Raw genomic sequence first — 17,594 nt, 5'->3', positions numbered from 1 at the left:
ATGACTGGACTTGAGAAAGGTATACCGATCCAACAACTGGTGCGTGACAAACGCATGGATCCGGAACAGCGAATGCGCCTCGACGCGGCGATCCACCGCCAGGGCCAGGGCTGGATGACCGGTCGTGAAGGTGGCCGGCCGTGGCAACTGTCGCGCACCAATCGGGTGGTGGCCTGTCTCGGCGCCCTGATGATTCTGCTGATGATTTCGCCGCTGCTGATCGGTCTGGCGCTGGCCATCAAGTTCACCAGCAAAGGCCCGGTAATGTTCGTGCAGAAACGCACCGGCTATCGCGGCCGCAAGTTCGGCATGTACAAGTTCCGGACCATGGTCGCCAACGCCGAAGAGCTCAAAGAGTCGCTGCGCCACCTGAACAAGCACGGTGCCGATGCCATCGACTTCAAGATCGACCAGGACCCGCGCATCACCGGGATCGGCGGCTTCCTACGGCGCACCAGCCTCGACGAGCTGCCCAACCTGATCAACGTAGTGACCGGCGACATGCGCCTGGTCGGCCCTCGCCCGACCTCGTTCAACACCTACCGCTACAAGGACAGTCACCTCGCCCGTCTGGCGATCTACCCCGGCATGACCGGCCTGTGGCAGATCTCCGGACGCAGCAATATCGACTTCGACCAGCGCGTTGAGTTGGACCTCAGCTATATCGCCGAGCAGAGCCTACTGCTTGATCTGAAGATTCTGTTGAAAACCCCCTTCAAAGTATTCAGCGGCCACGGAGCAAGCTAATGGACGGTTCAACCAACAAAAGCCTGAGCATCGCCAGCCCCAGCGAGTCGAACCTGACCTCGACCGTGCTGGACCTGGATCTGCGGATCCTGTTCCTGACCGCCGCCAATCCCGGCGCCGGCACCACCACCAGCGCCCTGGCCATGGCCAGTCAACTGGCGCAGATGAGCAGCGGCCAGGTGCTGTACGTCGACGCCAGCCAGTCGGCGAGCAACCTGACCCAGCAACTGAACCTGAGCAAGGAGCGCGGCCTGCGCGACCTGTTGTTCAACCCGGACAACCCGCCGCTGTTGCAAGACTGCGTGGTGCAGGTGTCGAGCCTGCCATTCCACGTGCTGCCCAACGGCCGGCCGATCCGCACCCTGGAACACCTGACCGCTGAGCGTCTGAGCCCGTTGCTCGATCAACTGGGCAGCCAGTACCGCTTTGTGGTGATCGACGGCGACGCGGTGTATTCGGCGGCCGACACGCTGGTCATCAGCACCCAGGTCGACGGCGTGGTGTTCGTGGTACGCGCCGAAGACACTCGCTGGGAAGTTGCCCAGGCGGCGGTCCAGCGCTTGACCCAGGCCGGGGCGAAAGTGGTCGGCAGCGTGTTCAACCGACGCAAGTACTACATGCCTAAATGGCTCTACAAAAACCTGTAAGCAACCGCAAAGGATGACGCCATGAACGCCAGGATTCTTGTGCTGCTGATGCTGCCGCTTGCAGGCTGCTCGAGCACCTCCGAAACCCAGAACATGCCGGTGAATATTCTCACCGCCACCCCGGCCAACGCCCAGGCCACCGACATGCCGAAGGTCGAGCAGACCCTGCGCCCGCAGGATGTGCTGGACGTGATCTTCCACATCAGCACCAGCGGCTCGGACGCTTATCGCGTGCAGTCGGGGGACCAGATCGGCCTTAACTTCACTGCTGCCAGCCAGCTCAATGGCAACCAGTTGGTGCTGCCGGACGGCACCATCGAACTGCCGGGCGCCAACACCTCGGTGAAAATCGCCGGGCTGACCAGCGAAGAAGCGCGCCAGGAAATCCAGCGCGCCTATCAACGCAAACAGTTGTTCCAGCCCAACCGCAATCAGTTGACGGTGCAGATCATCAGCCCGCTGACCAACGAGCAGAACCTGAAAAGCGCCCTCAACCACCCGGCCACCGGCATGAGCCGCGAGATCACTGTCGGCACCGACGGCTACGCGAGCTTCCCGGAAATCGGCGCGGTGCCGCTGCAAGGCATGACCGTCAACCAGCTCGAAGCCTTCCTCAACAAAAAGTACGCGCAACTGCCGGGCCGCATGACCGTGGACGTGCTGCTCAAGTCCACCGCCGGCAACGAAATCTATGTGCTGGGTGAAGTCGGCCAGCCGGGTTCCTACCCGATCCGTCGGCCGGTGTCGGTGCTTGAGGCACTGACCCTGGCGCGCGGCACCAACGTCAAGGCGCGGCTCGATTCGGTGATGATCATGCGGCGCAACGGCAATCAGGTGCAGGCGGTGCGGTACGACGTCGAGAAAGCGTTGTCGGGCGAGGCGCCGCAAATCGCCTACCTGCAACCGGATGACATGCTGTACGTGCCGAAAACCAAACTGGCCAGCGCCGGCGAACTCGCCCGGCAACTGGCCGACGTGGTGCTGTTCCAGGGTGTGGGCTTCAGCTTCGGCTACCGCGTCGACAACAAAGACAGCAACAACAACTGACTCTCAGGTGACCGATCATGAATCCAAAGGAAAACTACCTGCATGAGTTCTTCAGGATCTTCTTCGCCAACAAGCAACTGGTGAAACGGGTCTTCCTGATCTTTGCAGTGATCGCGCTGGTGCTGCCGCTGCTGCTCAAGCAGACCTTCGATATCACCGCTCAGGTGATCGTGCAGTCGAAAAAACTTTCACAGGGCGACGCCACCACGTCGCTGACCGTGGACAACGCCACCTTCATCCCGCCGTCGCTGGCGGACATGGAAACCGAGAGCAACATCCTGCGTTCGCCGGCGCTGATCCGTCAGACCATCAGCGAGTTGCGCGACAAGGGCGAATACACGCCTTCACCGGGCATGTTCAGCAAATTGGTGAGCGAGCCGTTCAAGCGCTACATCAGTTCGCCGCTGCGCCAGTACGTGATCAACCCCGTGCGCAACACCCTGGGGCTTGAGACCGATCCGGTGCGCGACACCGCGCTCGATGCGCTGACCCAGGATGCGATAGACAGCCTGAAAATCGAGACCCTGCCTGGTTCCAACGTGATCTCGATCATCTACAGCTTCCCCGATCCGCATCAAGGCACGACCTTCGTCTCTGCCCTGCTGCAAAACTATCTGGTGAGCCGCCAGGCGCTGCAGTCGATCGACCTGCCGCAATCGTTCTACGAAACCAAGAAACACCTGTATCAGGTGCGCCTCGATGGACTGGAAGGCAATCGCCAGGCGTTGCTGGAAAGTGTCGGCGCGTCGGATCCGAAGGAAGAAATCACCTTCCGCCTCAACGCGATCAACACCGAAGAGCAGGCGCTGAACCTGTATCGCGACCGCCTGCTGCAAAGCCAGCGCTGGCTCGAGTACCTGAAGACCGCGCTGGCCGCCGCCAGTAACAGCAAACTTAACGACTACACCTTCCCCTACACCTTCACCACCACCGTCGACAACGTGGCGTTCGAGGATCGGGAAATCAAACAGATGGGCGAGCAACTGACCACCCAGGTCAGCCGCTACATGAACGATCTGGCGGTGTTCCAGCCGGGCAGCGAGCCGATGTTGCTGACCCGCGAGCAGATTGCCCGCACCCGCCAGCAGTTCCTCAAGGTGGTGAGCAACCGCATCCAGGAGCGCACCAACGATCTGGCGGTGGTCCAGCAGGTGATCGATCAGAAAACCGCGCGCATCGCCGAGTTCAAGAACCGTATCCACGAGCTGCAGCAAACCCAGAGCAAGCTGCGGCAAATGGATACCGAGATCGATGCCCTGCACGCCGCGTTCTCGACCTACGCCCAGCGTTTTGCCGAAAGCAGCACCACCCGTTCGCTGAGCGATGACCTGTCCAACGCCCGGGTGTTGAGCCCGCCGTTCGAACCGACCGAACCGGCGTTCCCCAAGCCGATGCTGATCATTCCGTTCGGGTTGTTCACCGGTCTGCTGCTGGCGATTGCACTGGTCTACGTACGTGAGTTCTTCGACCACCGCTTCAAACACCCGGCGCAAATCAGCCACGAGCTGGGCCTGCCGGTGCTGCTGGTGATCAACGATCAGAACGCGCAACCGAGCAACCCGCACAAGAACTGGACCGTGCCGAGCTTTGTGCACTGGGTGCGCAATTGAACACGTCCTCCACCCCGAACGCCGCGCTGCCGATCATGCATTTGCTCAGCAGCGGCGGGTTCTATGGTGCCGAGCGGATGTTGCTCGATCATTGCCTGGCGACGCCGGGGCAGCACCAAGTGCTGTTCCTCGATGCGCCGCCGGAACTGATCGCGCGCTTTCGCGAGGCTGGCGTTGATGCGCAAGGCTGCGCGGGGCTGGGTGCCCTGCTGCGGCACTTGCGTCAGCGGCGCAGTGAACGTCCGTTGATCAACACTCACAATTTCAAAGGGCTGTTGTTCGGTTGGGTCGGAGCCACGCTGTTGCGCCTGCCGCTGGTCATCACCCAACACGGCTTCACCCCGCGCAGCCGCAAGCAGAAGTTCTACACCTGGCTGAGCCTGCAACTGTGCCGCACGGCGTCGGTGGATCGGGTGGTGTGTGTCGCCGAAAGCATCGCGGTGTTGCACCGTCAGGCCAGCGTACGCGCGGAAAAATTGCAGGTGATCCCCAACGGATTGCCGGCAGCGGCCGCCCTGCCTTGCGATGCCCCAGGACCACGCTGGCTCGCCGGTTACGTCGGGCGTTTGAGCAGTGAGAAAGGCCCGGATCTGTTTCTCGACGCGCTGATCCCGCTATGTCACCAGCACCCGCAACTCGACGCGGTGATGCTCGGCGACGGCCCGGAACGCGAAGACTTGCAGGCAAGGATCGACGCCGCCGGATTGCAGCAGCGCATCCGCCTGCCGGGTTACCAGACCGACATGCGCCCCTGGTGGCAACAACTCGATGCGCTGGTGATCAGCTCGCGCACCGAAGGTACGCCGATGATTCTGCTGGAAGCGATGCAGGCCGGGGTGCCGGTGGTGGCGTTCGGCGTCGGCGGGATTCCCGACGTGCTGGAGCATCGCCACAACGGTTTGCTTGCGGCCCCCACCGACAGCGCCGCCCTCGCCCGCCAGCTCGACACCTTGCTGTCCGAGCCTGGCTTGGCGCGGCAACTGCGCGACAACGCAAAACGCACGCAACAGGACCGCTACGACCTCAAGGCCCTGGCCGAACGCTGGTCGCAGCTGTACATCCGCACGGCACGGGAGGCACGCGCATGATTTTCCCGCTCTCGATCGTCAGTCTGCTGGGGCTGGCCTGCATCGCTCTGCTGGCCAGTCCCTGGCCCTATCTGGCGCCAGGCGCAGTCATCGGCCTGGTCGGATTCGCAGTGCTGTACCGCAAACCGACCTGGGGCCTGCTCGGTATCGCCGCCTTGGTGCCGTTCGAGGGTTTCTTCAAGGACAGTTCACTGTCGGGCAGCAAGCTGATCGGCGCTTCGCTGGCGGTGATCCTGATGCTGCAACTGGCGATGCACCAGATTCCCTCGGATCGTCTGCGCAGCAATATCTGGCGCTTCCTGATCGCCTTCATGGTTCTGTACTTTCTGAGCCTGCTCAACACCGATGACATGGGCATGTCGCTCGGTCATCTGCGGGAAATCAGCGTCGGCCTGATTCTGTTTGTCATCACCCTGCTGATCGGCCGCGAGCTGAACCTCGACCTGTTCGCCCGGCTGGTGACCCTGGCCGTCAGCACGACCTGCGCCATGGCCATGTTCTCCAGCAAATTCCAGGATCAGGGCCGCGCCGCCGGCCTGCTCGAAGACCCCAACGCTTTCGCCCTGCTCATCGCCTTCGCCATTCCGCTGGGGCTATTGCTTGTCATCCGCAGCCCGAACCTGTTGCATCGCCTGTTCTGGGGCGGATGCTGCCTGCTGTTGCTCGGCGGCATGACCAAGACCGAATCGCGCTCCGGGCTGGTGGTGCTGGCCTTGAGTCTGGTGATCGGTTGCTGGCACTACCGCGCGCAACTGGCGCGGATTCGCCCGCGTCATCTGGGGTTTGCCATGCTCGGCGCGGCGATCGTGATTCCGCTGGCGATCTACGCGATGCCCGCCGGTTACATCGCGCGCATCCAGTCCCTCAGCGTGTTGAGCGCCGGCGCCAAGGGCCACAACGACGAATCCCTCGGTCGCCGTGCCTCGTACATCGTGGTCGGTGGCCAGATGATCCGCGAGAACCCGCTGCTCGGTTCCGGCCCCGGCACCTTTCCGCTGCACTACGCCACCACCGGCTACGCCAAGGCGTTTTCCGCCAACCGCAAGATCGGCGACCTGTATCGCCGGGCGCATAACACCTACCTGGAAATCTTCAGTGAGCTGGGGGTTCCTGCCGGCCTGATGTTCGTCGGCATGCTCGCGCTGGGTCTGTACAACCTGATGCGGGCGCGCAACGCGTGGATGTTGCGGCGTGACTGGCAACAGGCGGATCTGATGACCCATCTGGGGGTGAGTTTTCTGTCGCTGACGCTGTTCCTGATGTTCCTCAGCGCGCCGAATCAGAAATACGTGTGGATCATGCTCGCCATGACCAGCGTCTTGCGCCTCAAAGCCGAGCAGGCACCGCTGACGGAGAGGAGGACATGAGCCGGATCAGTATCGTCATTCCGATGTACAACGAGGCCCGGCACATTGGCCGCACCTTGCTGGCCGCGCAAAAAGCGGCGCACGCGGCGGATGTCGAGTGTGAACTGATCGTCGTCGACAATGGTTCGAGCGACGAAGGGCCGCAGATCGCCCGGCAGTTCGGCGCCCACGTACTGGTGATGCCAGGCCTGCTGATCGGCGCGTTGCGCAATCGTGGGACCGCCATCGCCACCGGGGAATGGCTGGCGTTCATCGATGCCGACATCGAAATGCCGGAAGACTGGCTACGCCCATTGTTCGACATCGAAGCCAGTGGCCAGGCCGATGTCTTCGGTCTCGACCTGCACACCCCCGCCGCCGCGCCGTGGTACGCCACCGCCTGGCAGCGCCGGACCTTGCGCCCGACCACCCATACCAGCCATGTCGTCGACTGGCTGCCCAGCGCCAACCTGTTGATGCGCCGGCGCTGGTTCGACAAGGTCGGCGGTTTCAACGAAACCCTGCGCACCGGCGAAGACAAGGAATTCACCCTGCGCCTGCGCGAGCACGGCGCCCGACTGCTGTCGATCAATGAAAACGTCGCGCTGCACTGGGGTTACGAAATGAACTGGCGCGAGTGGATGGGCAAGGAACTGTGGCGCCAGGGCAGTCACCTGCAACTGCTGCGCAGCCATGGTTTCAGCCTGCGCCTGTTGCGGTTTCCGATGCTGTCGATCCTGGTCTGGATTCTCGATTTCCTGGCGATCTCCGCGCTGCTCGACGGTTTTCCCCATCACGCCGCGATCATGGTGATGCTGACGCTGGTGCCGGGGCTGGTGCTCAGCGTGCGCCAGAGCGCCAAGCACCACAACGTCTGCCTGACCCTGCAACTGTGGGGCCTGCACTGGCTGCGCCTGCACCTGGCGGGCGCCGCGTTCATTCTCAGTCTGTGTCATTGGAACGCCAGGAGGCCTGCCCGTGGCTGAATTCATTTTCTGGATGTGCCTGCTGCTGCCGGCCTACGCCTATGTCGGCTACCCGCTGCTGCTGACGCTGCTCGCGCCGCTGTTTCCGGCGTGGCGCCACAGCCCGGCTCCGCCGCTGAACGTCAGCATCGTGATCGCCGCCCACAACGAAGCGCGGCACATCGAACACAAGCTGCGCTCGCTGCTGTCCCAGGATTATCAGCCGGCGACCCTGCAAATCATTCTGGCCAGCGACGGTTCCACTGACGACACCGTGGCTTGTGCACACAAGGTCGTCGACCCGCGAATCACCGTGCTCGATCTGCCCCGCCAGGGCAAGGCCGCCACGCTGAATGCCGGTGCGGCGCTGGCTACGGGCGACATTCTGGTGTTTACCGACGCTGACAACCAATGGTCGCGGGAAACCCTCGGCTACCTGCTGGCGCCCCTGAGCGATCCGCAGGTCGGCGCCTGCGCCGGGCACATGGTGATTCCGGTCACCGGTGGCGGACTGAGCATTGGCGACAGCCTTTATCGGCACTACGAGGGCTGGTTGCGCCGGGTCGAGAACCGTACCGGCTGCATGGTCTCCGCCGACGGCGCGCTGCTGGCCTTGCGCCGGGAACTGTTCGAGAACGTGCCGGCCGAGGTCAACGACGACTTCTTCATCAGCACCTGTGCGCCAGTGAAATTCAAACGCATCGTCTACGTGCCCGAAGCGCAAGTGATCGACCACGGCGTGGACGAAGCCGACAAGCAATTCCGCCGGCGCCAGCGGGTCACCGTCGGCGGCCTGCAAAGCCTGGCGCAACGCAGCGAGCTGCTCAATCCGTTCAAGCATGGGCTGTATTCGATTGCGTTGATCAGCCACAAGTTGATCCGGCGCCTGGCGCCGATCCTGTTGCTGCCGCTGCTGCTGAGCAATTTCTGGCTGTGGCAAGAGCACGGTTTCTATCGCCTCTGCCTGATCGCGCAACTGGTCGGCTACGCCATCGCGATTGCCGGCCTGCTGGATTCGCAACACCGCTTGCCCAAGCCGTTCCGCCTTGCGGCATTCCTGCTGGTGACACTGGCGGGCATGAGCATCGGCCTGTGGCAGTTCCTTCGCGGCCAGCGTTATGCCCAGTGGAACCCTGACCAAAACCGTTGAGAGGGATCGAGCCATGGCGATCAAGCAACTGATTAAACGCACCAGCGGCTGGCTCTATCTCAACTCGTCCGTGGGGCGCAACCAGCTGCACGGCGCCGGCGTGATCCTGATGCTCCACCGGGTGCTGTCCAACGACCGCGCCGCCGACCTGCCGCACCGCAACGAACTGTGCGTCGGGCCCAAGGCCTTCGAACACTTGCTGGTGTGGCTGCGCAAGCATTTCGATTGCGTGCCGCTGATGGAGATCCTGCAACCCAATGCCTTGCGCACCGAGCGTCCGCAAGTGGCATTGACCTTCGACGACGGCTGGCGCGACAACGCCGCCAACGCCTTCCCGCTGCTGCAGAAACATCAGGTGCCGGCGAGCATTTTTCTCTCCACCGATTTCATCGGCAGCCGTCAGCGCTTCTGGTGGGAAAGCATCGGCGAAACCCTGTGGGGCAGTCATGGTGAAAAAGCCCGCACGCACCTGATCGAATGCCTGCGTGCCGCCGGCCAGCCGTTGCCAGTGCTGCTGGACGACATTGATGTGGATCGCCGCAGTCTGACCCTGTTGCATTATCTGCAAAGCCTCAAGGCGCTCGATCCGAAGAGACTCGAACGCCTGACCGACGAGTGTCCGCAGGAGTCGTTGCCACAAGCGCTGGACTGGCATCAGGTGCGGGCGATGGAAGCGTCGGGGCTGGTGCGTTTCGGCCCCCACGGCGCCAGTCACGCCATCCTCACCGGCCTTGACGATGTGCGCCTGGGCGAAGAAATCAGCCGCAGCCGCGATGCCCTGCTCAATGGCTGCAACCGGCCGCTGCCGGTGTATTGCTACCCCAACGGCGACAACGACGAGCGGGTGCGCGAACAGATCGCCAATCACGATTACCCGTTCGCCCTCGGCACCGGCAGCGGCCTCTATCGCGGCACGGGCGATCCGCTGAACCTGCCGCGATTCGGTGTCAGTCAGCGCACCGCGCGCAATCCGCAACTGCTGTCGTGGCGGATCTACCGTGGAGCGCGGCCATGAGCCGAGGCAACTACCTCAAACACTTGGCGCTGAGCATGGGCACCAAACTGGCGATGATCGCCCTGCGCCTGCTGAGGAATGTGCTGCTGGCGCGGATCCTCGGGCCCAGCGAACGGGGCCTGTTCGCCCTGCTCAGCACCCTGCCCGATCTGATCAGCGCCGCCACCAGCGGCGGGTTGAATTCGGCGGTCGGTTATCAGGCCGCCAAGCAGCGGCCGATGGGTGTGTTGCTCGCGCAGGTGTTGGTGTTCGGCTGCTTGCTCGCGGGTCTGTTGACCTTGCTGGTGGTGGCGCTGGTACGCGAGTTCGGCAGTGAACTGGACGTGACCCTGCAACTCGGTCTGCTGGCGTGGCTGTTGCTGCTGGCGGTGCCGTTGACCGTGCTCAAAAGCGGTCTGCTGACCCTGCACAATGCGTCCGGCGGTGTGGTCGCGTTCAATGCCTTGCGACTGGTGGAATCCCTGGCGCCGCTGCTGCTGTTTCTCGCGCTGTTCTGGATGTGGAAAGAAGCGGCCCTGGAAGCGGCGCTGATCAGTTGGCTGGCCGGAATCAGTCTGGTGGTGCTGGCCGGTTGGGTCTGGCTCAAACGCGCCCAGCCGTTGCAACTGCAATGGGATCGCGCCAGCCAGAACGAACTGCTGCGCTTCAGTGCCCGCAGCCACCCGGATCTGCTGTTCCAGCAAGTGATCCTGCGTTCCGATTACCTGTTCATCGGCGCCCTGCTCGGCAGTACCGCCCTCGGGCATTACGCGATGGCCAGCGCCGCCGCCGAGTTGCTGCTGATCGTCCCGGAAGCGGTGACCACACCGCTGATGAAACGCCTGCTGCAACAGGACGAAGGCATGGACAAGGTCACCCCGCTGGCCCTGCGCCTGACCGCCACGGTGATGCTCGGCGCCTGCCTGACCATGGCCGTGATCGGCGAATGGCTGATCGTCACCCTGTTCGGCGTCGCCTACCAGCCGGCGTATCCGGCGCTGCTGGCCTTGCTGCCGGGGCTGCTGGGCCTGTGCTACGCGAGCATCCTGCGCCTGGACCTGATCGGCAAGAACCGTCCCGGCACGGTGTCGTTGATGATGGGGCTCGGCGCGCTGCTCAACCTTGCGCTGAACCTGCTGCTGATTCCGGCCTACGGCATCGTCGGCGCGGCGGCGGCTTCGTCGATTGCCTATCTGGCGGTGACCGTGGCGATGCTGGTGTTGTACTGCCGGCTGAGCGGCGTGGCGTTCTGGCAAACCCTGATCATTCTGCCCAGCGACCTCACGCCGATGTGGTTGATGTTGCAGCGTCGGAAGGCAGCATGAAAGGCCTGGCCCTGCTGTTCGGCCTCGGCCTGTCGCTGGACGCCTTCGCGGCGTCTATGCGCTGGGGCGACATTCGCGACGGCAGTCTGTACCTGCAAGCGGATCGCCCCGACACGGTGACCGTGCGCTGGGCGCCGGCGTGGCAGGCGGAGGCCAACGAAGAGCACATTTACCTGCTCGACGGCCGGGGCCAATTGCAGGGCGAGCGCTTCATCAAGGCCAGTGAAACCCGTGGCAGCCAGAGCTGGCCGTTGGCGCCGGGCGCCGCGAGTTATCAGCTGGAGATCCCCGGCTACAGCTTCCGCAGTTACCGGGTCGAACACGACGAAACCACCGTGGCGCTGTTTGCCCCGGCCAAGGTGCATTTCAGTGCAGAAACCCGTAATGGCGATGAACTGTATTTCAAGGTCGCCGCCGGTGAGCACGCGATATTGGCGGGCAAGTTTCACGGCGGGGTCAGCGCCCTGCAAGCGCAGCGGGTCGGCGACGGGCAGCCCCTGACACTGTCGCTCAAACCCTATCGCGCCTATTGGCAGTTCGATCAGCTCGCGCTGCCCGTCAGTCAGCGCGAGCAGGTCTGGCGCCTGCGTCTGCAAGGCAGCGGCAAAGCGGCATTCTGGCTCGACGGCACGCCCAATCTGTTCGCTCAGACCCCGCAACAGCTCAAACCGCTGCGCGAAGACGACGGCCAGACGCGCCTGATCCTGCACGACAAAGTCCTCGGCCGCACCCCGGACCTGGGCATCGCCCTGCCCTACGTGATGCCGCCGCCCGCCAGTCATCCGGTGCTCGATGCACTGAAACCGACGGCCGCCAGTTACTACACGTTCGTCGACGTGACGGCAAAAAATCCGCACTTCGAAGATGCGTTTCGTCAGGTCTATCAGGACCGGTTCGGCATCCGTCAGGACATCACCTTGCTTGCCGGCAGTCAGCGTCAGGCCGATCTGCGCGCCGACGTGCAAAGCAACAACGGCCTCGACGCCTGGCTCGGCAGCACCCGGGCGCTGGGCGGCAAAGGCACGCACTACATCGGGTTCGCCGACGAGCCCAACCTGAATTATTCGAGCTACGAGCAATACCGTTCGATCTTCACCAGCATGGCCCGGCAGGTGCGCAGCGATCCGGCCAATGCCAGGGCCGGCGTGCGCATCGCGATGCCGGCCAGTTCACGGCTGATCAACGGACCGTTCGCCGATAACGCGGCGAACAAGCGTGGCATCGACTGGGCCCGGCGCCTGCTCGGTGAATCCGCCGATCAGGTCGATGCGCTGGCCTGGCACGAATGGATGATTCGCGACCTGCTCGCCACCCGCGTGTACCGCGACAGCGTGCGCCGGGCGGCGGATCTGGTTGGCCTCGATGCCAAGGGTCAGCCACGCAAGGCCTTGTTGCTGGACCAGACCAACCTGTCCAGCGGCTCGAGCCTGAGCCCCTACGATCAGGAAACCCATTTCACCTCGCTGTGGTGGGCCTCGGTGGTGATCAACGCGTCCCAGGACGGTTTGCTGACCATGCTCAACTGGTTTCAGGCCGCCGATGAGCCGCAATACCCCAAAGGCATGTTGCGGGTGCTGGGCGATGACCGCTTCGAGTTGAAACCGGTGGGCCTGGCCCAGCAGTTCATTCAGCAGCACTGGCTGCACAACGTGCTGTGGCTGGAGAACGATGCGTTCGAAGTCGATGTGCTGGCGATGGCCGGCGACGATCAGCGCGGGCTGCTCGGCGTGAACAAGGGCACGCGTTTGCAGCATGTCGACCTCGCGGGCGCGAAATGCCCGTTGAACAACGGCGCGCTGCGCTACTTCGGCGCCGACAACCGCAGCCGCGACGCACCATTTCGCTGCCAGGACGGCCGCGTGCGCTTTGAACTGCCGGGACAGACCCTGTTTGCCCTGCGTTGGAGCGCCTCATGACCGCCCTGTTGATGTCCGGCCGCGCTGGCCTGTGCCGCGCGATGACTCGTCATCAGGAGCCACGACCATGAATGTTCTGCAAAAAATCCGCGATCACATCAAACACAAAGGCCTGCGGGCCACCTTGGCCAAGGTGTGGAAGCACTACGTCTTTTCTCATCAGGAACTGCTGTGGATGGAGCGCGACCTGGTCAGTCCAGTGCCGCCCCACAGCCTCAAACCCTACCCGCCCCTGCGGGTGGTGAAGATCACCCCGGACAACGTCAGCGCCTTCGCCCGCCACTTCGGTGACCGGGTCGGCACCATGGCCGAACTGGCCCGGGAACATCACACTGGGCACATGCACCTGGACGATCAGGGCCATGCGGTGGCCTTCATCTGGGGCACCGCTCAAGACTATTTCGACCGGCACTACTACGGCTGCCTGTTCCCGGTGAAACCCGGCGAGTTCTTCGAATTCGGCGGCGAACTGACCCGCGCTTATTGGGGCACCGAACTGTCGGTGGATCTGCAACTGGAACTGTGGAAAGCCATGGCCGCCCAGGGCTGCGACAAGGTGGTCGACGTCTGCGAATTCCACAACATCCCGGCGCTCAAGCTGCACCTGCGCATGGGCTATACCGAACAGGGCCGGATCATGAACATCTACAAACTGTTCGGCCGCTGGCGCTTCTACCGCGAAACCCGCTACAGCGGCTCGCGCCTGGAGGCACTGCGCAAACCTTCCCGTCCACCTGTCACAGCAACGGTGACCTGAACCTATGGCGCGATTCGAATGGCGCACTTCGTTGTGCACACCTGACTTCCCGGCGACGGCCTATGAAGCGCTGCGCCTGCGGGTGACGGACCACACGCCGTTCAACAGCCTCGACTGGCTGTGTGCGGCAGAGCAGGCGCTCGACACGCATGAGCAGCTGCACGTATTGCTGGGTTGGGAAGCGGACGAATTGCGCCTGTGCCTGCCATTGGTGGCGAGCCGTGAACGATTTTTCGGTTTGCCGTTTCGGGTGGTGCATCACCTCAGTTATCCGCTGGCCGATCGCCTGGCGTTGCTATCACTGCTGGACGCCGACGACATGCGCCAGGCCCTGCGGCTGATTCGCCAGCGCGTGCCCCACGCCCTGCTGCAACTCAATGAAATCACCGAGCCGGTCGGCGCCGAAAGCGTGCTCACCGAATGGATGGCCCACAGCTCCACCGGCGAACGTCGCTTGAGCTGCCGGGTGCCGGTGCACCTGATCAGCGAGGCTGACCGCCAGGAAGTCTCGGGCGATCCGCGCTACAAACTGCGCCGGGCGCGCAAGCGGATTGCCGCGTGCGGCGCCGAAGTCCGAAGGATCACGCCCGACGCGACCAGCATGGGCCCGTTGTTGCAGGCCATCAGCGAAGTCGAAGCGGTCAGTTGGAAAGGTGACGAAGGCGTCGGAATCTTTGCCAGCGACCGCAGCCGCCGCTACATGGAAAACGCCTTCACCGCCCTCGCCGCTTCGGATCGGGTGCGCGTGGTGATGCTGGAACTGGACGGACGTTGCATCAGCTATCGGCTCGGTCTGTTCGAACAAGGCCGGCTCTACGATTACAACCTCGCCTTCCTGCCGCAATACGCCGATCTGGGCAGCGGCCGGGTGTTGCTGGAGGAATGGATTCGCTGGGGGCTGGACGACAACTGGCGCTGGATCGATGCCTCGCGGGTCAGCCTGGAAAACTCCAGCCATCAATTGCACGAACGCATGACCGGACAACTGGAGCACTGGCGCTGGAGCTTCTACTCGTGGCGCCCGAGCGGTCTGTTGCTGGGGCTGGGGCTGCGCGCCTGGCACCGGCTCAAACCTGCGTTGCAACAATGGCGGGCGAAGCGTGCGGCGGCCAAAGCGGCGGTCATTGCGACACCTGTGATCAACCCCACCAAGGAGGGCGAACATGCCTCGCCAAGTCATAGTCAACGCTGACGATTTCGGCCTGAGCCCGAACGAAAACGCGGTGATCCTCGGTGCGTTCCAGGCCGGGGTCATCAGTTCCGCCACCGCCATGGCCAACATGCCGGCGTTCGAAGCGGCCTGCGCCATGGCCCGGCTGCCGCTGCTGGAGGGCCGGATCGGCCTGCATTTCAACCTGACCTACGGCCGTCCCTTGAGCCGGGCCATTGTCGAGCGCCGCACCTTCTGCGACAGCCACGGCGTGTTCGACCTCAACCTGCCTCGCCACAGCCTGTGGCTGAGCCGCGAAGACCGCGAGGCGGTGCAGGAAGAATTGCAGGCGCAGTGGCAGCGCTGCGTCGATCACGGCGTGCGTCCCAGCCACCTCGATTCGCATCAGCACGTGCACAACATCTGGCCGATCGGCGAGATCGTCGCGCGCTTCGCCGCCCATCAAGGTGTGCCCGTGCGCCTGGCGCGCAACCTGGGGCAAAACCTCAGTCTGCCCAAGCGCCTGTTCAAGGGGTTGCTCAACCGCCGATTGCAGGGATTGGCCGGGGTCACGGCCGATTACGTCTGCACCCCGGTGGACCTGCGCAACGCCCCCGCGCCGACCGACGGCGTGCTGGAAATCGTCGCCCATCCGAACCAGCTCGGGGCGGATTTCGGCGACGCCTATCTGCCACCCGAAGAGTCCCTGAGCCGCTTGCTAGAGCAGCGGCTGACGGGGGTTCCACGGGTTTCCTATGCCGATCTGAACAAGGATTTTTTGCGGGGTGCCGAGGCGATCTGAGCCGTTACACAACTTGCAATATTTTCAAAGCCGGCGCTTTGACATGCATTTGCCGGCTTGATCTATACCCACAACAGCGTCATCCACAACACCCGGGCTCCGGCCTCGGAGGGCATCATGAGCGTCATTGAAAAGCTGCGTGAACGTATCAAGCAAAAAGGCCTGGGCCGTACTTTCGGCACGTTGTGGAAACGCTACGTGTTCTTCCATTGGGAGCTGTTGTGGATGGAGCGCGACCTGGTCAGCCCGGTACCGCCGCACAAGCTGCGCCCCTACGACGGCCTGCGCAAGGTCGACATCACCGCACAGAATGCCGGCGCGTTCGCCAAACACTTCGGTGACCGGGTGCAGACCATGGCCGAGCTGGCCAACGAGGGCCACACCGGGCACATGTACCTCGACGCAGACGGCCATGCGGTCGGATTTATCTGGGGCAGCATTCGTGACTACCACGACCGCCACTATTACGGCTGCACCTTCCCGGTCAAACCCGGCGAGTTCTTCGAGTTCGGCGGTGAAATGATTCGCGCCTACTTCGGCAGCAGCCTGTCGGTGGACGTGCAGGTCGCCCTCTGGGAAGCCATGGCCGCCCAGGGTTGCAACAAGGTGGTGGACGTCTGCGAAACCCACAACATCCCGGCGCTGAAACTGCACATCCGCATGGGCTACCACGAGCAGGGCCGCGTCACCCACGTCTATTGCCTGTTCGGCAAATGGCGGTTCTTCCGCGAAACCCGCTATGAGGGCTCACGCCTCGATCCGCTGCGCAAGCCGGGACGGCCGGTGGTGACGGCGGCTGCGCAGGCTTGACGGGTTTAACCTGCGGCGGCCGGGACGGCGCCGCAGAATCTTCCTACGCTCGTACAGGAACCAGCGACATTCAGTTTCGGCTCCATCTGGCTGCTCGCAATCATGTGAATGAATACATTCATGCAGAAACGCAGAGACAAACCGATGGAACAAAACACATCCGATTTTGAAATGACGGCACTGCTGGTTGATCTGAATGCCATCCGTGAGTACCTCTCTCAGGTACTGGCAGAAGGTGACGACGAAGAGTTGTTTCGAGCAATCGGATACGTGACGCAAGCCCGTATCCGACTCACCGAAAAAGAGACAGCGCCTCTCGCCTTCCCCTCTTGTAGCTGCCTCAGCGCTTCACCCCCACCCACGTAAAACACATCGGCATCTGCGCCTCGCGGTTCTGGTACTGGTCATACACTTCTTCCCGGTTCGAGTGCGGGTATTCCTTGAAGTGCGTGATGTTCAGGCCGGCCTCGAGGGCGGCGGTGAAGATTGCGCCGAGGGTGTGCACAAACCAGTAGGACTTGGCCGCCGGCTGTTCGACCTTGCCGACGTAGACGATCGGCTCCTCCTGCACGAACGGTTCTTCGCGGAAATACGAGCTGGCGAGGCGAAACGGGTTTTCGGCCTCGGGGTCGACCATTTCCAGGAACGGGTGGGTTTCGTAGATCACCAGTTGTCCGCCCGGTTTGAGGGTCGAGGCGACGTGGCGAAAGAACTCGCCGATGTCAGGCATCCAGCCAAAGACGCCGATGGTGATCAGCGCGACGTCGAAACGGGCGTGCAGCGCGTCAGGCAAATGATGGATATCGGCCTCGATGAACTCGGCGTTATGCGGCGAACGCTTGTTCAGTTCGCGGGCCTGTTCGAGAAACGCGCTCGACTGATCGATACCGACCACATTCCGTGCGCCGAGGGCGAACAGTGACAGGCTTTCGCGGCCGTTGTTGCAACCCGGTTGCACGACGTCTTTGCCATCGACACCGACCTGCTCGAGCAAACCGCGCAGGGTGTCGTCGAGGCAGGAAAAATCCGCCTGCGTAACCTCGGTCAGCAAGGCCTGCCAATCGGGCGAGTCCTGATGATGACGGGCGGAATCATTCCACGCCTGACGATTGCTCTCGACGGCGTTTTTATGGTTTGGCACTTCCATGGCGCACTCCGGGGGATGCTCACAATTGAGCGGCCCGAGTCTAGTTCAGCCGCACGCAACAGGTTGTTGCGAACTTGTAAGCCGCCGACGCCT

The 17,594-nt window shown here is 63.1% G+C and carries 16 protein-coding genes and 1 pseudogene; 16 read left to right on the top strand and 1 reads right to left on the bottom strand.

What is annotated here, in order from left to right:
- The 16 genes and pseudogenes from L6D74_RS27155 to L6D74_RS30250 form a co-directional block, all read left to right on the top strand.
- The gene (locus tag L6D74_RS27155) at positions 1 to 747 is read left to right on the top strand and encodes a sugar transferase (protein WP_039767766.1); all 747 of its coding nucleotides are present in this window, start codon (positions 1 to 3) and stop codon (positions 745 to 747) included.
- Positions 747 to 1,394, top strand: a complete 648-nt coding sequence (locus L6D74_RS27150) for a CpsD/CapB family tyrosine-protein kinase (protein ID WP_039767764.1) — start codon at positions 747 to 749, stop codon at positions 1,392 to 1,394. The genes L6D74_RS27155 and L6D74_RS27150 overlap by 1 nt, the downstream gene beginning before the upstream one ends.
- A gap of 21 nt (positions 1,395 to 1,415) precedes the next feature.
- Positions 1,416 to 2,441, top strand: a complete 1,026-nt coding sequence (locus L6D74_RS27145; RefSeq protein WP_236191147.1) for a polysaccharide biosynthesis/export family protein — start codon at positions 1,416 to 1,418, stop codon at positions 2,439 to 2,441.
- 17 nt (positions 2,442 to 2,458) lie between these two features.
- Positions 2,459 to 4,051 carry a GumC family protein gene (locus L6D74_RS27140; RefSeq protein WP_085648813.1) on the top strand — a complete coding sequence of 531 codons (1,593 nt, stop codon included), beginning with the start codon at positions 2,459 to 2,461 and terminating at the stop codon, positions 4,049 to 4,051.
- 35 nt (positions 4,052 to 4,086) lie between these two features.
- A complete protein-coding gene (locus tag L6D74_RS27135) occupies positions 4,087 to 5,139 on the top strand; it encodes a glycosyltransferase family 4 protein (RefSeq protein ID WP_373874495.1) in 1,053 nt (350 codons plus the stop codon).
- Positions 5,136 to 6,506: an O-antigen ligase family protein gene (locus L6D74_RS27130; RefSeq protein ID WP_236191144.1), complete on the top strand. Its 1,371-nt coding sequence runs from the start codon at positions 5,136 to 5,138 to the stop codon at positions 6,504 to 6,506. The genes L6D74_RS27135 and L6D74_RS27130 overlap by 4 nt, the downstream gene beginning before the upstream one ends.
- Entirely contained in the window at positions 6,503 to 7,471 is a 969-nt protein-coding gene (locus tag L6D74_RS27125) for a glycosyltransferase (RefSeq protein ID WP_236191142.1), read from the top strand. Before L6D74_RS27130 ends, L6D74_RS27125 begins: the two co-directional genes overlap by 4 nt.
- Positions 7,464 to 8,600, top strand: coding sequence for a glycosyltransferase (locus L6D74_RS27120; RefSeq protein WP_236191140.1), 1,137 nt, complete (start codon positions 7,464 to 7,466; stop codon positions 8,598 to 8,600). The genes L6D74_RS27125 and L6D74_RS27120 overlap by 8 nt, the downstream gene beginning before the upstream one ends.
- 13 nt (positions 8,601 to 8,613) lie before the next feature.
- A complete protein-coding gene (locus L6D74_RS27115; RefSeq protein ID WP_236191138.1) occupies positions 8,614 to 9,615 on the top strand; it encodes a polysaccharide deacetylase family protein in 1,002 nt (333 codons plus the stop codon).
- Complete coding sequence (locus tag L6D74_RS27110) at positions 9,612 to 10,919, top strand: lipopolysaccharide biosynthesis protein (RefSeq protein WP_236191137.1); 1,308 nt, start codon at positions 9,612 to 9,614, stop codon at positions 10,917 to 10,919. Before L6D74_RS27115 ends, L6D74_RS27110 begins: the two co-directional genes overlap by 4 nt.
- A complete protein-coding gene (locus L6D74_RS27105; protein ID WP_236191135.1) occupies positions 10,916 to 12,835 on the top strand; it encodes a hypothetical protein in 1,920 nt (639 codons plus the stop codon). Before L6D74_RS27110 ends, L6D74_RS27105 begins: the two co-directional genes overlap by 4 nt.
- Before the next feature lie 67 nt (positions 12,836 to 12,902).
- Positions 12,903 to 13,592: a GNAT family N-acetyltransferase gene (locus L6D74_RS27100; protein ID WP_085613453.1), complete on the top strand. Its 690-nt coding sequence runs from the start codon at positions 12,903 to 12,905 to the stop codon at positions 13,590 to 13,592.
- A gap of 4 nt (positions 13,593 to 13,596) precedes the next feature.
- The gene (locus L6D74_RS27095) at positions 13,597 to 14,784 is read left to right on the top strand and encodes a GNAT family N-acetyltransferase (RefSeq protein ID WP_236191132.1); all 1,188 of its coding nucleotides are present in this window, start codon (positions 13,597 to 13,599) and stop codon (positions 14,782 to 14,784) included.
- Positions 14,756 to 15,544, top strand: a complete 789-nt coding sequence (locus tag L6D74_RS27090; protein WP_064595195.1) for a ChbG/HpnK family deacetylase — start codon at positions 14,756 to 14,758, stop codon at positions 15,542 to 15,544. Before L6D74_RS27095 ends, L6D74_RS27090 begins: the two co-directional genes overlap by 29 nt.
- Positions 15,545 to 15,661: 117 nt before the next feature.
- Positions 15,662 to 16,354 (top strand): GNAT family N-acetyltransferase, encoded by a 693-nt coding sequence (locus tag L6D74_RS27085; protein WP_074687891.1) that lies wholly within the window; start codon positions 15,662 to 15,664, stop codon positions 16,352 to 16,354.
- Positions 16,355 to 16,498: 144 nt separating this feature from the next.
- Positions 16,499 to 16,639 (top strand): annotated as a pseudogene (locus L6D74_RS30250) (addiction module antidote protein); the annotation flags it as partial.
- Positions 16,640 to 16,694: 55 nt separating this feature from the next.
- Here L6D74_RS30250 and L6D74_RS27075 read toward each other — a convergent pair.
- Positions 16,695 to 17,501: a class I SAM-dependent methyltransferase gene (locus L6D74_RS27075; protein ID WP_236191131.1), complete on the bottom strand. Its 807-nt coding sequence runs from the start codon at positions 17,499 to 17,501 to the stop codon at positions 16,695 to 16,697.
- Positions 17,502 to 17,594 lie beyond the last annotated feature (93 nt).

It is taken from the genome of Pseudomonas pharyngis, assembly GCF_021602345.1.
GTDB classification, from domain to species: Bacteria; Pseudomonadota; Gammaproteobacteria; order Pseudomonadales; family Pseudomonadaceae; genus Aquipseudomonas; species Aquipseudomonas pharyngis.
This window is presented reverse-complemented; position numbering and strand designations above follow the sequence as displayed.